Annotated in this window: 15 protein-coding genes and 1 tRNA gene; 8 read left to right on the top strand and 8 right to left on the bottom strand. The window is 70.9% G+C overall.

Annotation, left to right across the window (positions count from 1 at the left end):
* Window positions 1–51: 51 nt before the first annotated feature.
* From ABZ928_RS18940 to ABZ928_RS18925, 4 genes are all read right to left on the bottom strand, one after another.
* Complete coding sequence (locus ABZ928_RS18940; RefSeq protein ID WP_361519830.1) at window positions 52–3,030, bottom strand: aminotransferase; 2,979 nt, start codon at window positions 3,028–3,030, stop codon at window positions 52–54.
* Window positions 3,031–3,080: 50 nt separating this feature from the next.
* A complete protein-coding gene (locus tag ABZ928_RS18935) occupies window positions 3,081–3,521 on the bottom strand; it encodes an Lrp/AsnC family transcriptional regulator (protein WP_361519827.1) in 441 nt (146 codons plus the stop codon).
* 220 nt (window positions 3,522–3,741) lie between these two features.
* The gene (locus tag ABZ928_RS18930; protein WP_361519824.1) at window positions 3,742–4,209 is read right to left on the bottom strand and encodes a class I SAM-dependent methyltransferase; all 468 of its coding nucleotides are present in this window, start codon (window positions 4,207–4,209) and stop codon (window positions 3,742–3,744) included.
* A 229-nt stretch (window positions 4,210–4,438) separates the two neighbouring features.
* Window positions 4,439–5,014 carry a snapalysin family zinc-dependent metalloprotease gene (locus ABZ928_RS18925; RefSeq protein ID WP_361519821.1) on the bottom strand — a complete coding sequence of 192 codons (576 nt, stop codon included), beginning with the start codon at window positions 5,012–5,014 and terminating at the stop codon, window positions 4,439–4,441.
* Between the two features lie 370 nt (window positions 5,015–5,384).
* On the opposite strand from ABZ928_RS18925, the gene ABZ928_RS18920 reads away from it, so the two are divergent.
* On the top strand, window positions 5,385–5,726 hold the full coding sequence (locus tag ABZ928_RS18920; RefSeq protein WP_361519819.1) for a hypothetical protein: 342 nt from the start codon (window positions 5,385–5,387) through the stop codon (window positions 5,724–5,726).
* Between the two features lie 25 nt (window positions 5,727–5,751).
* Here the strand turns inward: ABZ928_RS18920 and ABZ928_RS18915 are convergent, their stop codons facing one another.
* Window positions 5,752–6,189 carry a methyltransferase domain-containing protein gene (locus tag ABZ928_RS18915; protein ID WP_361519816.1) on the bottom strand — a complete coding sequence of 146 codons (438 nt, stop codon included), beginning with the start codon at window positions 6,187–6,189 and terminating at the stop codon, window positions 5,752–5,754.
* Between ABZ928_RS18915 and ABZ928_RS18910 the strand changes: the two genes are divergently transcribed.
* From ABZ928_RS18910 to ABZ928_RS18890, 5 genes are all read left to right on the top strand, one after another.
* Window positions 6,163–6,236 (top strand) — tRNA-OTHER (locus tag ABZ928_RS18910). The two genes, ABZ928_RS18915 and ABZ928_RS18910, sit on opposite strands and share 27 nt — an antisense overlap.
* A gap of 571 nt (window positions 6,237–6,807) precedes the next feature.
* Window positions 6,808–8,070: an aminotransferase class III-fold pyridoxal phosphate-dependent enzyme gene (locus ABZ928_RS18905; RefSeq protein WP_361519813.1), complete on the top strand. Its 1,263-nt coding sequence runs from the start codon at window positions 6,808–6,810 to the stop codon at window positions 8,068–8,070.
* Window positions 8,063–9,088 (top strand): phosphotransferase, encoded by a 1,026-nt coding sequence (locus ABZ928_RS18900; RefSeq protein ID WP_361519810.1) that lies wholly within the window; start codon window positions 8,063–8,065, stop codon window positions 9,086–9,088. The genes ABZ928_RS18905 and ABZ928_RS18900 overlap by 8 nt, the downstream gene beginning before the upstream one ends.
* Window positions 9,078–9,881, top strand: a complete 804-nt coding sequence (locus ABZ928_RS18895; protein WP_361519808.1) for a GntR family transcriptional regulator — start codon at window positions 9,078–9,080, stop codon at window positions 9,879–9,881. Before ABZ928_RS18900 ends, ABZ928_RS18895 begins: the two co-directional genes overlap by 11 nt.
* A 1-nt stretch (window position 9,882) precedes the next feature.
* On the top strand, window positions 9,883–10,686 hold the full coding sequence (locus tag ABZ928_RS18890; protein ID WP_361519805.1) for an SDR family oxidoreductase: 804 nt from the start codon (window positions 9,883–9,885) through the stop codon (window positions 10,684–10,686).
* 123 nt (window positions 10,687–10,809) lie between these two features.
* Here ABZ928_RS18890 and ABZ928_RS18885 read toward each other — a convergent pair whose 3' ends face one another.
* Both ABZ928_RS18885 and ABZ928_RS18880 read right to left on the bottom strand, forming a co-directional pair.
* Window positions 10,810–11,559 (bottom strand): SDR family oxidoreductase, encoded by a 750-nt coding sequence (locus tag ABZ928_RS18885; protein WP_361519803.1) that lies wholly within the window; start codon window positions 11,557–11,559, stop codon window positions 10,810–10,812.
* A gap of 158 nt (window positions 11,560–11,717) precedes the next feature.
* Window positions 11,718–12,623 (bottom strand): AraC family transcriptional regulator, encoded by a 906-nt coding sequence (locus ABZ928_RS18880; RefSeq protein ID WP_361519800.1) that lies wholly within the window; start codon window positions 12,621–12,623, stop codon window positions 11,718–11,720.
* A 144-nt stretch (window positions 12,624–12,767) separates the two neighbouring features.
* On the opposite strand from ABZ928_RS18880, the gene ABZ928_RS18875 reads away from it, so the two are divergent.
* Together ABZ928_RS18875 and ABZ928_RS18870 are read left to right on the top strand one after the other, a co-directional pair.
* Entirely contained in the window at window positions 12,768–13,094 is a 327-nt protein-coding gene (locus ABZ928_RS18875; protein ID WP_361519797.1) for an antibiotic biosynthesis monooxygenase, read from the top strand.
* An 85-nt stretch (window positions 13,095–13,179) separates the two neighbouring features.
* Window positions 13,180–14,133 (top strand): alpha/beta hydrolase, encoded by a 954-nt coding sequence (locus ABZ928_RS18870; protein WP_361519795.1) that lies wholly within the window; start codon window positions 13,180–13,182, stop codon window positions 14,131–14,133.
* 162 nt (window positions 14,134–14,295) lie between these two features.
* Here the strand turns inward: ABZ928_RS18870 and ABZ928_RS18865 are convergent, their stop codons facing one another.
* Window positions 14,296–15,726, bottom strand: a complete 1,431-nt coding sequence (locus ABZ928_RS18865; RefSeq protein ID WP_361519792.1) for a DHA2 family efflux MFS transporter permease subunit — start codon at window positions 15,724–15,726, stop codon at window positions 14,296–14,298.
* Window positions 15,727–15,856 lie beyond the last annotated feature (130 nt).

The following is a 15,856-nucleotide window of genomic DNA, read 5'->3' as shown; positions in this document are numbered from 1 at the left end:
CGTAGCTGGGACCCCGCCCGCAATCGGCTGACCGAACCGGACCCAGCTGTGTCACGGGGTGGGGCCATGGCCGAGTTGACCGAGGGCCAGGTCGAGCATGTCGGCGAAGAAGTCCGCGGCGGCGGTGTCGATGCACAGCGGGGGCTTGATCTTCAGGATGTTGAGGTGGTCGCCGGTGGGCTGGACGATGACGCCGAGGTCGAGCATGCGGTCGCAGAGTTCGGCGGTCTCTTCGGTGGCGGGTTCCAGGGTGGTGCGGTCGCGGACGAGTTCGAGGCCGAGGTAGAGGCCTGAGCCGTGGGCGGCGCCGACGATGCCGTAGCGGTCGGCCTGCGCCTCCAGTCGGCGCTTGAGGTGGCCGCCGACGCGTACCGCGTTGCCCTGGAGATCCTCGTCGCGCAGGGTGTCCAGGACGGTCAGGCCCACGACGCTGGAGACCGGGCTGCCGCCCGTGGAGGAGAAGAAGTAGCCCTGCTCCCGGTAGCGGTCCGCGATCTCCTTGGAGGTGATGACGGCACCGAGCGGGTGTCCGTTGCCCATGGCCTTGGCGACGCAGACGATGTCGGGCACGACCCCCTGCTGCTCGAAGCCCCAGAACCAGTGCCCCAGGCGGCCGTAGCCGACCTGGACCTCGTCGGCGACGGCGAGGCCTCCGTGCCGGCGCACCGCCTCGTACATCTGGGCGAGGTAGCCGTCGGGGAGGGCGACGCCGCCGGCGTTGCCGTAGTAGGTCTCGCCGATGAACGCCCCTGCCGGACGGCCGGCAGCGGCCAGTTCGTCGATCACCGCGACCGCCTCGGGCCCGTAGCGTACGGCGTCCGTGCCGCGGTGCCGGCCTCGGTAGGAGTTGGGCGAGTCCACGGTGTGCACCCAACTCGGGCGGGTTGCGAGGGCGTTGGGGTTGTCCTGAAGCGAGGTGGAGACGGCGTCGGAGGCGTAGGTCCAGCCGTGGTACGCCTCGCGCAGTGCGACGACGTCGTGCTGCCCCGAGGCCCCGATCGCCAGGCGCAGGCCCAGATCCACCGCCTCGGAACCGGAGTTGACCAGGAACACCGTGTCCAGGGGTTCGGGGAGCAGTCCGGCGAGGCGTTCGGTGAACTCCACCACGGAGGCGTAGTGGAAGCGTGAGTTGGTGTTGAGTCGGCGCAACTGCCGGGCGACTGCCTGCTCGACGCGGGGGTGGGCGTGGCCCAGCGGGGTGACGTTGTTGACGATGTCCAGGTATGCGCGGCCGTCGGTGGACAGCAGGTGGTGGCGCCAACCGCGTTCGATGCGGGGAGGGTTGGCGTAGTAGTGCCCCTGCACGGTGGCGAACGCGGCGTCGCGCCGGTCGAGCAGATCGCTGTCGCGCGCGGGGTCGGAGTCGGCCGGGAGGCCGAGGAGAGGGGCCGGGTCGGCGGTGAGCGCGAGCCAGCCGGCGGCGTACTCGGGCCGGACCAGGCGCGGAACGGCGGGGCCGTCGGCGGCCCGCAGCGCGATGTGCACCGTGGTGCCGGAGCCGAGGTGGGCGATGTCCTCCCCCGCCCGCACCGTCGCACCGGCGCTGACCACGGGCCGGACGTCGCGGGCGAAGGACAGCGACAACAGATGGGCGCCGTAGGTGAGTTCTATGCGGCCCGGTGCCGCGGTGAGGACCGTGCCCGTGGCGGGTGCCTGGAGCACGGCGTCACGGCCGAGCCAGAGGTCGATTCCGGTGGGCACCGTGGCCGTAGACACCGCCGACAGCGGCTGCGCGCCAGCGAGCCGCGCTCGGGCGTACCGGATGGCGACCGCGGCCGCTCCCTCCGCGAGCGCGGAGGCCGCCAGCCGGGCCTCGGTGCCGGCGTCCAGCCAGGCTCCCCGGTCCATGGACTCGGCGTCGGTGGACAGGTCGAGGAGGGTGATGTCGCCCGCGGCGAGGCCACGCAGGAGCGGGCGGGCCGGCGTATCGGTGTGCGCGGTTCGGGCGGGTACGTCGGTCAGGTCGCCGGCCGCATCCGTGACGAGGCGGATCATCACTGGCATGGGGAGCCGGGTGGCCTGTTCGAAGATGTGCCATTCGCGGTCGAGTGCGGCTTTGGCGTAGGCGTTGTCCTCGTCGATGGCTGCCTGTTGGCGCCCGCTGGCCACCAGGACGGCGGCGCGCAGGATGACCAGCGGCCACAGCGCCTCCGCCTCCTTGGGCGACAGCGGCCGGACGGCGTGGAAGGCGCGGACGGCGGGCAGCAGGTGGTGCGGCTCGATGCCGTCGTGGTGCAGCAGAGAGGACAGCGACACGGCGAGTTCGCCGACTGCCCAGCTCCGGGTCACGTCACCGAAGTCGATGACCCCGTCCGGCAGCGGCGGACGGGTGTCGGGGCGGCGGATCAGATTGTCGTCGGTGAGGTCCAGGTGCACGGCCTGCGAAGGGAGTGCGGCCGCGAGCTTCTGGACGTGGGCCCAGGCTTCGGCGGTCGCGTCCTGGACGGCGGCACGCCGGTCGGGTTCGGCGATGTGCTCGGCGAGCTTGGTGACGACGCGATCGGCGTGCTGGGGGTCCCACTGGAGCACGCGGTCCAGACCCGGGTGCTGAAAGGCACGCAGGGCGGTGCTGACCTTTGCGACGATCGTGCCCATGGCCGCCACCGTGGCCGGTGACAGGTGCCGGGGTCCCGAGAGCGTGCCGCCGGGCAGGTAGCGCAGCAGGCGCGCGACGGCCGGGCCGGTTTCGGTGTCCACCGTCGTGCGACGCGGGGAGCCGTCGGTGCGGCGCAGGACCGTGGCGATGCGCAGTTCCGGGTGGGCCGAGGCGATCAGATCGGCGGCCGCGTCCTGGGCGTCGATCTCCGTGGCACCGAAGGCGGGGTTGGCGATCTTCAGCACCGCCTCGGGCGTCCCGTCGGCGGCGCGCAGCAGGAAGTTGGCGTCCTGCTGGCTGCCCAGCGCTTCCGCGCGAGCGGTGACGCCCAGATGCTCGGCGGCGATGCGCTCTGCCTCGGTCGGCGTCACACGGGGTACGGGGAGGGCGTCCTCGGTGAAGAAGTCGATCGTGCGGTGCTCGTCGGGCAGCATGCGGGGTTCCTCAGTTGGTGCGGCAGACAGGGCTGAGACGCTCGGGGACCTCAGTCGACATGCCACAGGAAGCGGTGCGTGTGGATGCCGAAGTAAGGGAAGTTCTCCACGGCCGCGACGCCCTCGACGGGGCGTACGACGTCGTTGATGAAGTCCAGCAGGTCCCGCGGCCGGCCGCACACCACCTCCGCAAACAGGTCGAAGCCGCCGGCCGTCAGGACCGTGTACACGACTTCGTCGTGCCGGGACAGCTCGTCGGCGACCGCCCGGGGATCTCCGTCGACACGTACGCCCAAGAGCGCCATCGTCTGCTGGCCCTGGGTCATCGGGTCGGTGACTCCGACGACCTGGACCGCCTTGGTGTCGATCAGCCGCTGCAACCGGAGCCTGGCGGCCGACGGCGACAGACCCACCTTCGGCCCCAGATCGGCGTACGGGATCCGGCCGTCGACCTGCAGCTCCCGCAGGATGGCGCGGTCGATCTCGTCCATTCAGCACCTCTCCCGCCTACGGGAGCCGCAGGCATCGCACTCGTTTCAAGCACAATGCCGGATGGCAACGCGCTAATCAAGCGCGAATACGATCGAATCGAGCGTCACGCGTGAACGATCCTCGCGATCGGTGAGATGTCCTGTCGGTCAGCCGGTTTCCGTGGCGGCCGGGAAATCGCCGTACCGGGGGCGTGGCGGCGCGGCCGGGGTCGGTACGCCCTCAACGATCCGGACCAGTGCGGCGGGTGAGGCGGCCCTGTGCGGCAAGCCCGCCGCCGAGGGACTCGTACAGGATCCCGCCAGGCTTGAGGATGCGGTTCAGCTCGGCGATCAACCGGTGCTGGGCTTCGTCGCCGGGGATACAGGTCAGCACGGCGAAGAGGAGAGCGACGTCGAAGGATGCGTCTGGGTGAGGCAAGGCGGGTGGCGCGTCCAGGGCGGCAAAACGCAGGGTGGGGTGCAGACGGCGCGCCCGATTGATCATTTCCGGTGAGGCGTCGACGCCCGTGAGGTTGCCGAAACCATGCTGTTCGAGCTCCTCCATGCTGCGGCCGTACCCGCATCCGTAGTCGAGGATCGCGGTGTGCCTGCTGATCCCGTCGAGCCAGGGCGGATGGAGCGGGTGAGTGAACTTCTTCGCGGCCGCGGCGGCATCCCAGTAGGGAATCTGGCTGTCGAGGTCGGACATGGCAGATGCCTCTCTCTCGGCGCTTGGTCGAAGCGAGTCTGAACCGGCTCCCGCCATCTCGCCCGGCGCCGCGCACAGCAGCAAGACCCCAGCCAGGCCTCCTTCCCGAAGCCGGGCCTTCCCGCGGCCAGGACCGGGACAGCAGCGCCACCCGGCACGCCCACAGAGCGACGACGTCCCGAGGATCTCATCGAGGTTCCCGGGAGGCCGTCGCTCCGTGGCGGTGTGCTCAGGGTGCGTCGACGAGGTTCCGGCCGTCAGCGGGTACGAGTGCGGCGACGCCGCTGGCGTAGGCGGACTGTACGCGCGAGCGCTCGGTCGCGTCGGGTACGGCGTTGGTGCAGGCCGTGCCGGCACTCGACCCCGACATCAGTTGTGAGCAGGGGCCGGGTTTGGTGTCCGGAAGACCGAGGCTGTGCCCCAGTTCGTGGGCGGCGATCCGGGTCTTGTCGTAGCCCTGGCTCACGGCCTGGCTGCCGAGTTCGACGCGGACCTGTCGGCCGGGACGAACGGGGCCGAGGGTGGCCTGGGGCCAACCCGTGGTCGCGACGATCACGATTTCGGCGGTGGCGCCGGGCGCGGCTTCGACCAGTCTGACGTTGCTCACGTTCGCGTTCCACGACGCGACTCCGGCCGTGATCGCGGCCTCCCAGCCTGCGGCGCGGGTGTCGTCGTAGCGGAGGGTCACCACTGCCGCCTGGGCGGTGGGCGGTTCGCTTGCGGGGGCGGCGGTCGCGGCGCTCGCCATGGCGAGGACGAGTGCCGCGGCGGAGGTGCCCGCCTTGAGCCATGTGCCGAGGGGCATTGCTGCTCCTTCATCCGTGGGGGGATTCCGGCCCCGGCGGGGCCGGGCGCGCGAAGGAGTGGCACGGGTGGTCCGGTGGGGCCGGACGCACCGTGGAGCACCCCTCCGGGGCCTTGCGATGGTATGCCGCCGAAGCTCATTACGTCATGCACCTGCCATACCCGAAGTCCGTAATGGCCCTGTCCCGGAAGGAAGTTGGCCGGCTCACGGTTGTCGTCGCCGCCCGGCACGCACACAGCGGGCTCCGGCACCGACCGTCAGGACGCGGCACATTGAGCATCTGCGCGGCTGTCTCTGAGTACGCGCACTCAGGAAGCGGCAGCCGTCCGGCACCGAGAGTGGAGGCACACCGAACGACGGGAGACACACCATGACCACGCCCCGCAGCAAGAGCCGCGCCGCTTCCGCCCTGCGGCCCGAAAAGATACGCGTCGCCGCCGTGTTGGCGAGCGCGGCCGCAGTCCTGGCGCTCACCGGATGCGCGGGCTGGGAGTACAAGGAGAACATCTGCAGCAGTGGTGAGTACCCCGTCCTTGCCGTGGGCTCGACCGGCTCCGCCTGCGTCTCGGACGAAGACGAACCTGCCGCGGGATACGCGAGATACCCCAAGGGGAAGGTGCCGCAGGAGGTCGGTGACAAGTGGGACGTGTACTGGGAGACCCACACCCTCGACGAGAACGGCGACATCGTCGACGTCCCGTCGGCAGGCTGAGCTCGGGCATCACGGCACCGCTGGGTCAGCCCGGCTTGACCGCCCGCGTCGCGAAGTAGTGCGACATGTATTGAGCGGACGCGTTGGACTGGTGCGGCGCTTCCGTGAAGCCGGTCAGGACGAACCCCGCGGCGAGTTGGCCGCCGATCTGGTCGGTGAGGGTGTGGCTGTATTCGAGAGCCTCATCCGCGCCGAACTTCGTGGCGCGTTCCTCGGCGGAGTAGTGCGTGACATCGCTGTAGGGCAGCTTGTGTACGACGTTCAGCTCGCCGCGCTCGTCGAGCGCCTCGTGGTCGAACAAGTACACATCGGGGTTGAGGAAACCCGCGAGCAGTGTTCCGCCCGGTCGTAGGACGCGGAAGCACTCACTCCACACCACCGCCAAGTCCGGTACGAACAGGTTGGAGACCGGATGGAACACGACGTCGAATGTCGCGTCGGCGAAGGCGCTGAGGTCGCGCATGTCGCCCAGGACGGTGCGCAGTTCGAGTCCGTCGCGCGCCGCCACCATCTGGTCCTGGCCGAGTTGGCGCGGTGAGTTGTCGAACACGGTGAGCCTCGCACCCGCGGCGGCGAGGATCGGACCCTGCTGGCCACCGCCGGAGGCCAGGCACAGCACGTCCTTGCCGGTCAGGTCCGTGGGCAGCCAGGAGCGGTCGACCGGCTCATGCCCGATGAGAACAATCGACCAGTCACCCCCGCGGGCGCGCTCGACTTCCTCAGTCGTCACCGGCGTCGACCACTCGTTGCCCTCTTGGACGTACTTGTCCCAGGCCGCCCGATTGTGGGCGACCGGGTCGACAGCCATGTCCTGCACGTTCAACTCCCTGCTCCGGCCAAGCGGATACCTGCGGTACTGACAGTCCGGTGCCGCCAGCCAACACGATTGCAAGGGGCAGGCTCAACGAAATTATCGGCCGCCGCACTCCCCCAAAGTCGCCGACCGGACCACAACCGGACCACAAGCGTTACGCGCCCGCACCAGCGACCACACAGACACGCAAACACCCTGCCCGACCGTGAAGTCGTTCACGGAACCGCCGGCGGGGACTCCTCGCGGCAGCAGCGAGGAGGTCGGGCCTTGGGCATCGCGCAGTTGTCCATGTACGGGTACACGTCGAAGGCGGAGGTGCTCGCCGACGCCCGGCGCTACTGGAACCCGGACAAGACGTCGTTCTGGCAGGACGAGGGCGTACCGCTCGTCATCGGGGACCGGTCCGGGTACCGGCTGACCGACGTCGACGGGCATGAGGTGATCGACGTCCATCTCAACGGCGGCACCTACAACCTGGGGCACCGCAACCCCGAGCTGGTGGACACGCTCACCGACGCGGTGCGGCACGTCGACATCGGCAACCACCACTTCCCCACCCCGGGCCGTGCGGCCCTCGCCCGGCGGCTGGTCGAGGCGACGCCGGGCGCGGACAAGGTCGTCTTCGGGTCCAGCGGCGGGGAAGCCGTCGACGTGGCGCTGAAGAGCGCGCGGTACGCCACCGGCCGACGCAAGATCGTGTCGGTCGTCAAGGCGTACCACGGGCACACCGGGCTGGCCGTCGCCACCGGGGATTCGCGGTTCTCGCAACTGTTCCGGTCGGACAGCCCCGACGAGTTCGTGCAGGTGCCCTTCAACGACCTCGACGGGATGCAGGCCGCGCTCGCCGCCCACGACACCGCCGCCGTGATCATGGAGACCGTCCCGGCCACCTACGGCTTCCCGATGCCCGAACCCGGCTACCTGGCCGGCGTCAAGCAGGCGTGCGAGGCCACCGGCACCCTCTACATCGCGGACGAGGTCCAGACCGGCCTCGGCAGGACCGGCGAGCTGTGGGGGGTCTACGGCGAGGGCGTCACCCCCGACATCCTGGTGACCGGCAAGGGCCTCGGCGGGGGCCTCTACCCGGTCAGCGCCGCCCTGCTCGGCCCGGCGGCGAGCGGCTGGCTGGAGCGCGACGGCTTCGCCCACATGGCCACCTTCGGCGGCGCCGAACTCGGCTGTGCCGTGGCCGCCAAGGTCCTGGAGATCACGCAGCGGGACGAGACCCGCGACAACATCCGCCGGCGTATCGACCAGGTCACCGACGGTCTCGCGGAGCTGCGTGCCGAAGTCCCCGGCACGCTCACCGGGATCCGGCAGAAGGGGCTGGTCATCGGATTGGAGTTCGGTGCCGTCGGAGCGAAGGCGGTCATGGTCGAGCTCTACCGGCAGGGCGTGTGGGCGATCTTCTCCACGCTCGATCCGGCCGTCCTCCAGTTCAAGCCCGGCCTGCTGCTCACCGAGCGGGAGACGGCCGAGATCCTCACCCGGCTGCGGGACGCCGTACGAAAGGTGGCCATCCATGTCTGACCCCATGTCTGACCCTCTCGTCGGCCTCCCCTGGGCCCGGCAGGTCACCGCCGCGCTCGGCGCGTACGGCCGTGCCGCCACCCTGGCCGACGCCCGGCTGCTGAGCCTCTCCGAGAACGCCACCTACCTGTGCACCTTCACCGACACCCCGGAACCCCTCGTGCTGCGCCTGCACCGACCCGGCTTTCGCACCCTCCCGCAGATCCGCAGCGAACTGATGTGGATCGAGCGGCTGCGCGCCGACGGAACGGTCGCCACGCCCGCGGTGGTACCGGCCCCGTCGGGTGAGCCGGCGGCGAGTTTCCCCGGTGCGGACGGGGCGCTCCAGCATGCGGCGCTCTTCGAGTTCGTGCCCGGCGCCGAACCCGACAGCACAGACTTCGCCGACGTGATGACGATCGTCGGCCGGCAGACCGCCGCCCTGCACCAGCACGCGGTGGAGTGGCACCGGCCTGACTCCTTCACCCGGCCCGGCGTGGACCTCGACGACGTGATCGGTGCGGCCTCCTTGTGGGGGCACTGGCGGGACAACCCCGATGTGCCTCCCGGTGGTGCCGAAGTACTCGCGCTCGCCGAGCAGAAGCTGACCCGCGAACTCGACGCGTACGGCAGGAGTGAGGCCGTCTTCGGGCTCATCCACGGCGATCTGCGCGCCGCGAACCTGCTCGTCGCACCGGACGCCGTACGCCTCATCGACTTCGACGACTGCGGCACCGGCTGGTTCCTGTACGACCTGGCGTGCTCCCTGTCGTTCGTCGAGCACGAACCGCGGGTGGCGGACTGGGTGGCCGCGTGGCTGCGCGGCTACCGGTCGGTCCGGCCGCTGCGGGAGGAGGACGTGCGGGCCATACCGGCCCTGGTGATGCTGCGCCGGCTGGCGCTGGTCGCCTGGGTCCACGCGCGCGGGGAGGCGCCCTTCGCCGCCTCGCTGCGGCCGACGTTTGCGGTGGGGTCCGTGGAGGTGGCCCGCCGCTACTTGGCCGACGACTACCTCACCGACGTACGCCATGAGCGCTGAACGGGGCCGTGACCCGCTCGGGCCGGCCGCCGGGCGGGTCGCGGAGGGGCTGCTGGACATGATCGAGCGCGGTGACGTGCGCATGGGCGGCCGGCTGCCTCCCGAGCGCCGGCTGACGGAACTGTTCGGCGCCAGCCGGGAGTCCGTACGGCGGGCCCTGGCCTGGCTGGAGGCGGAGGGCGAGGTGCGCAGGCGGCGCGGGAAGGGCGGCGGGACCTTCGCGCTGCGTCCCAACCCCAACTGGCCCGTCTACAGCTGGAGTCGGCTCGCGAGCGGCCGTGACCGGGTGGTGGCGCGGCAGCCGGGCGTCGACGTGAGCGTCCCCGCGCTGCTGCGCCACCAGGACTTCACCGAGGCGACCAGGGTCGTGTCCACGGGGCTGCGGCGGGGCGATCCGGAGGTCTGCGCCGGGCTCGGTCTGCGGGCGGGGGCGGGGACCGTGGCGATCGAGCGGGTGCGGTTCGCCGACGGGGTGCCGCTGTCGTGGGAGCGGCTGTTCGTCTCGGCGGCACGCTTTCCCGGTCTCCTGGAGCAGGACCTGACCGGCTCCCTGTCGCAGGTCTTCCGCGACACCTACGGCGTCACGGCCCGCGAGGTCTCCGAACGCATCCGCGTCCGGCTCGCCGAGAGCCACCACACCCACCACCTGGACGTGTCGGTCGGCCAGCCGCTGCTCGCCATCACCCGCACGTCCCACGACCAGTACGGCGAGCCCCTGGAGTTCTCCTACGACCTCTTCCGGGCCGACCGCACCGAACTCCACGTCTCCTCGACCTCGAAAGGCAGGACCTGACATGAGCCCCCAGCCCCAGGCCCGGAAGATCGCCGTCGTGGGCGGCACCCGAGGCATCGGCGCCGCCATCACCTCCACCTTCATCCGCGCCGGACACGACGTCCTGCTGACCGGGCGCACCGTCCCTGACGTCGTCCTGGAGAAGTTCCGTACCGAGGCGTCGAGGGAGGGCCAGGCCGTCGAGGCTTTCGCCCTCGACTCCGCCGCGCCGGACTCCGCCGAGCGGCTCGCCGCCGCGGTCTCCTCACTGCTCGGCGGCCTCGACGTGCTGTGCCTGAACGCGGGTGTCTTCCCCAACAAGCCGCTCGCGGAGATGACGTACACCGACGTGCGTGAGGTGTTCGCGGTGAACGTCGAGAGCCAGATGCTCGCCGTCGCCGCGTGTCTGCCGCTGCTGCGCGAGTCGACGGCGGGGCGGGTCGTGCTCACCTCCTCGATCACCGGCCCCCTCACCGGCTTCCCCGGGTGGAGCCACTACGGCGCGAGCAAGGCCGCCCAGCTCGGCTTCATGCGCACCGCGGCGCTGGAACTCGCCCCGCACGGGATCACCGTCAACGCGGTGGCCCCCGGGAACGTGGCGACCGAGGGCCTCGACGGCATGGGCGAGGAGTACCTCACGCAGATGACGCGGTCGATCCCGCTGGGCCGCCTCGCCCAGTCCCAGGAGATCGCCGACGCGGTGGAGTTCCTCGCCGGGGAGCGGGCGTCGTTCATCACGGGTCAGGTCATCACCGTCGACGGCGGCCAGACCCTGCCGGAATCGCCGGAGGCGGTGCTGCCGGTTCCCGCGCCACAACAGAGCTGACCGGCTGCCGCCCCTGGGCGGTGCGCCGGAGAAGCGCTTCTGCGTGGTTCGCCGCTGGGACGGCCCGACGCTGGGCGTCCGACGAGGCCGGCGAAGGCCTGCTCCGCCCGCCCCGCTCGTGGGTCACTTCGCCTGGGCCAGCCACAGCGCGTCGGGGCCGGCCGGGAATCGCAGCTGGCCGGTCGTGTCGTGCACGGCTCGCCATACCGTCTCGGCGACGTCGGTCTCCTTGGTGAACAGGTCCTGGCCCGTGAAGGAGTCCATGGCCTTCTTCGCCCACGGTGCGTAGGGGGCCGGGACCAGCTCGTCCGGTGCGGCGCCATGCGTCGCCCGGGCGGCGAAGTTCGTCGTCAGGCAGGCGCCCGGTTGGACCGTCTTGGCCTGCACGCCGAAGGGCGCGAGTTCGAGCGCGAGGGACGAAGTGAAGCCCTCGATGGCCATCTTGCTCGCCTTGTACACGGCGGAGAGCGGCATGTGCCCCAGCACCACGCTGGAGGTCACGTTGACCACCACCCCCGACGCGCGTTCGCGGAACTGGGGCAGCACCGCCTGCGTGGTGGCCATGACGCCGAAGGTGTTGGTCTCGAACACTTCCCGCACCTGAGCCATGGGGGTGCCCTCGAACACGCTGATCGAGGGCAGGCCCGCGTTGTTGACCAGGACGTCGACGGGGCCCGCCGCCTCAAGGGCGGCCGTGATGCTCGCGGGCTCGGTGACGTCGAGTTCGACGACGCGCAGCCGGTCCGACTCGGGCAGGACGCCCGTACGGGGAGTGCGCATCGTGGCGATGACGTTCCAGCCCTGCGCGTGGAAGTGGACGGCGGTCGCCCGGCCGTATCCGGACGACGTACCGGTGATCAGAACGGTCTTCATGCTGGGTCCCTCGGCGATGTGATGGGAGGTGCGGAGCATCTGCGCTTTCCTGCTCCGCTGGAGAACCGCCAATCCCATTGGATCGCTCTGACCTGCGGGAACGATAGAACTATCCTCGCTTCCCCTTGCCGGATCCTCCTGCGCGGTTGCGCTGCCGCTCAGGGCAGGACGCCGACGGGGGCGCGCACGGCTTCGCGCAGGCGTGCGGCGTCCCGGCTGGGCGGTGCGCCGAACTGGCGGCGGTACTCCCGGCTGAACTGAGAGGGGTTGTCGTAGCCGACGCGCTGGCCGACGCCGGTGACATCGCCGGGGTGGGTGGCGAGCAGCAGCCGGGCTTCCTGGAGCCGGATCTGCTTCTGGAACTGGATGGGGCTCATCGCGGTCACCGCCTGGAAGTTGCGGTAGAAAGCGGACGCGCTCATGCCCGACATCCGGGCCACGTCCTCGACCCGGAAGGGCTGCGCGTAGTTCTCGCGGATCCAGCGCACGGCCCGGGAGACATGGCTGAGGCTGCTGTCGGCGAGGCCGAGTTGACGGACCGTCGCCCCCTGTTCGCTGGTGATGAGCCGCCACAGGATCTCGCGTTTGATGAGCGGTGCGAGTACGGCCCGGTCGCGGGGCTCGTCGAGCAGCCGCAGCAGCCGGACCACCGCGTCGAGCAGCGCGGGCGGGGCGTCGCTGACGGCGATCGCCGAGGGGGCGCCCGCGCCGGTGCGGGGGGTGTCTCCGGGACCGGCCTGGAGGAGCAGCTCGGCGACGGCGGACGGATCCAGCGTGAGTCCGAAGCCGAGGGCCGGCTGTTCGGGGGCGGCCTGGGTGAACTGTCCGGTGACGGGGAGGTCGACGGACGCGACCAGGAACTGGCCGGGGCCGTATGCGTAGACCCGGTCGCCCAGAGCGAGTCGTTTGGCGCCCTGGGCGATGACGGCGAGCACCATGCCGGTCATGGACGGGGCCGGCGGGTCGGGGCGGTCGACCTTGGAGATGAGGACGCCGTCGATGGCGGTGGTCCAGCCCGGCCCGGCGTGCCGGGCGAGCAGGGTGCGGAGCTCTTCGAGAGGCATGGGGCCATTGCAGCACCCTTGTCGGCCACGGCTCCCGCACTCGCGAGGATCGTGCAAGTGCGGGCGAGCATCGTTCTAACGTTTCCGCAGGTCAGACCGGTTGAATGGAATCACCGCACTCCACCGCTGCCCGAGAGGACGACCATGATCGCCACATATGGCTTCACTGCCACCCTGACCGCCAAGCCCTCCGCAGGAGACCGGCTCATCGACCTGCTGCTGACCGGCCTGAACGCGGGCAGCCCGGGCGCGAGCGAGCACTGCCTCGTCTACCTGGTCTCCCGCTCCGCCTCCGACCCCGACGTCGTCCACGTCACCGAGGGCTGGACCAGCGAGGAGGACCACCACCGGATCTTCGCCGGTGAGGCCGCTCGGGCCATCGTGGCGCGGATCGACCCGCTGCTGGCGAAGGAGCCCGAGTACACCGACTTCGTCCCCGTCGGCGGCAAAGCCGGGCCTGTGAAGCCGTAGTCGATCCGCCAGCCGCCGCCGCGGAACCCGCCCCGGCGCCACCCGCTCCGCCCCACTGTCCGGCACCCGACGAAAGACGACGACCATGACCATCGCACGCCCCGCCCTGGACCCCGAACTGCGTGAACTCCTCGCCGACATGCCTCTCATGTCCGAGCTCACGCCGGAACTCCTCGCCCGACTGCGCCAACTCCCCTCGCCGCCCGTCGAGTCCCTCCTCGCACACCGGCAGGTGGAGCGGCGCGAGATCACCGTGCCGGCCAAGGACGGTGCCCCGATCCCCCTTTCGGTCCTCAGCCCCGCCCACATCGATCGCCGTACACCCGCCCCCTGCGTCTACTGGATCCACGGCGGCGGGATGGTCATGGGCGACCGTTTCTCGCAGATCGACATCCCGCTGGAGTGGCTGGACCGGTTCGGCGCGGTCGTGGTCTCCGTGGACTACCGGCTCGCGCCGGAGGCCACCGGTACCGTCCCGGTCGACGACTGCTACCAGGGGCTGCTCTGGGTCGCCGAACACGCCGCCGACCTGTGCGTCGACCCCGACAGGATCATCGTCGCGGGCGCCAGCGCGGGTGGCGGTCTCGCCGCCGGGGTCGGTCTGCTGGCCCGTGATCTGGGCGGCCCCGCGATCGCCGCACAGATGCTGATCTGCCCCATGCTCGACCACCGCAACGCCACCACCTCCAGCCGCCAGTACTCCGGCTCCCCCGGCGTCTGGACCCGCGAGATGAACGCGTTCGGATGGCGCTCGCTGCTCGGTGACCTCACCGACGCCGAGGTCTCCCCCTACATGTCGCCGGCGTTGGCCCAGGACCTCTCCCACCTGCCGACCGCCTACATCGACACCGGCTCCGCAGAGGTCTTCCGTGACGAGGACACCGACTACGCCACCCGTATCTGGGCGGCCGGCGGCCAGGCCGAACTCCACGTGTGGGCCGGTGGCTTCCACGGCTTCGACGCCCTGTATCCGCAAGCACGCATCTCCAGCACAGCCCGCCGCACCCGCACCGACTGGCTCGCACGGCTCCTTGAGTGAACCCGCGCCCCCAGTCAACCTGCTCCCCGCCGGCGCAGTACCGCCCGGCGCCGGGCCGGGCCGCCGTTGCTCATCGGGTGTCGTGTGGACAGCCGATGATCACCCGGCAGCCTCGGACGTCGTCGTCACCGGCAGCGAACCGCCCAGTCGCCGTCCACATGGTCAGGCCTCGACCGTCTCGCGCCGTGTGGCCGGCTGGGCCGACGCGGCGATGCGGGCCGCGCGGTCCGGCATGGTGAAGGCGAAGAGCGCGGCGACCGCGGAGACGGCCGCGAGGACCAGGTAGGCGTGCTGAAAGGCCGAGAGCGGCGGGTGGGCGTCGGTGCCCGTGCCGACTGCGGTGGCCGAGGCCAGCACGACGGTGACCACGGCGGGGGCGGCGGCGTTGGCGGCCTGCCGTACCACCGTGTTGAGGGTGGAGGCGTGCGAGACGTCGGCCTTCGCGATGGCAGTGAAGGAGGCGACCGTGGTGGGCATGAACACCCCGCCCATGGCCGCGCCCAGCAGGAACATCAGTCCCCGGAACGCCCACAGCGAGGACTCCGCGTCCAGCCGCGAGAAGGCGACCAGCACGAGCGCCACCCCGAGCAGCCCGCAGCCCGCGATACGGCGCGGACCGACCCGCGCGTAGAGCGGGCCGACGAGTTGGACGGTCAGCAGCACGCCGAGGGCCTCGGCGAAGGTCGCGGAACCGGACTCCCAGGCGCTGAGCCCCATCCCCTCCTGGAGGAAGAGCGGGCCGAGGAACATCGCCCCCATGAAGCCGATGAAGCCCAGGAACGCGGTGATGTTGGTGTCGCGGAAGAGCCGGTCGGCGAAGAGGCGGACCCGCAGGGCGGGTTCGGGCACCCGCAGCTCGACCACCACGGCCACCGCCAGCAGGGCCGCGCCGCCGATCAGTCCGGCCAGCACCAGCGGACTCCCCCAGCCCATCTCGGCGCCCTCGCTGACACCGAACATCAGCCCCGCGGTGCCGAACGCGGTGAGTACCAGGCCCGGCACGTCGAGGCGCCCGGGGACGTGGTCCTGGTGCCGGTCGAGGAAGAGGAGCCCGAAGACCAGCACCGCGGCGCCGATGGGGAGGTTGGCGTAGAACACCCAGCGCCATGACAGGTGGTCGACGAGCCAGCCCGCGCCCATCGGGGCCAGGGCGGGTGCCACCTGCTGCGGGATGATCATGTAGCGGGAGACCTTGACCTGCTCGGACAGGCTGAAGGTGCGGTAGAGCAGGGCGGCGGTGACCGGCAGCAGAATGCCGGCCGCCAGGCCCTGAAGAGCGCGCCAGACGACGAGTTCGCCGAGTGATCCGGCGGCGCCGCAGAGCCCGGAGGCGAGGGTGAAGACGGCGAAGGAGACGAGCACCGTGCTCCGGCCGCCGAAGCGGTCCCCGAGCCACGCCGAGACGGGGACGGCCAGGCCGACGCAGACGGGATAGACGACCACGACGGCGTCCAGGCCCGCGGTGGCGAGCCCGAAGTCCCGTCCGATGGAGGGCAGGGCGACCGTGGTTCCGGCGCCGTCCACGATGGACATGAACGCGGTGACCACACAGACGATGGGGACGACGATGCGCTGGTTGAGACGTACAGACACATACTGAGCATACTCAGTTTGAGTAACCTCAATGTTTCCTGGAGTCCTACCGCCGCACCGGGACGGCCGGTCGCCCGACAGCCCGCCGCCCGTATGCGATAGGAACGGACACGCGGGGCACAGCAGTTGT

Source organism: Streptomyces sp. NPDC046909 (assembly GCF_040644695.1).
Taxonomy (GTDB): domain Bacteria; phylum Actinomycetota; class Actinomycetes; order Streptomycetales; family Streptomycetaceae; genus Streptomyces.
This window is presented reverse-complemented; position numbering and strand designations above follow the sequence as displayed.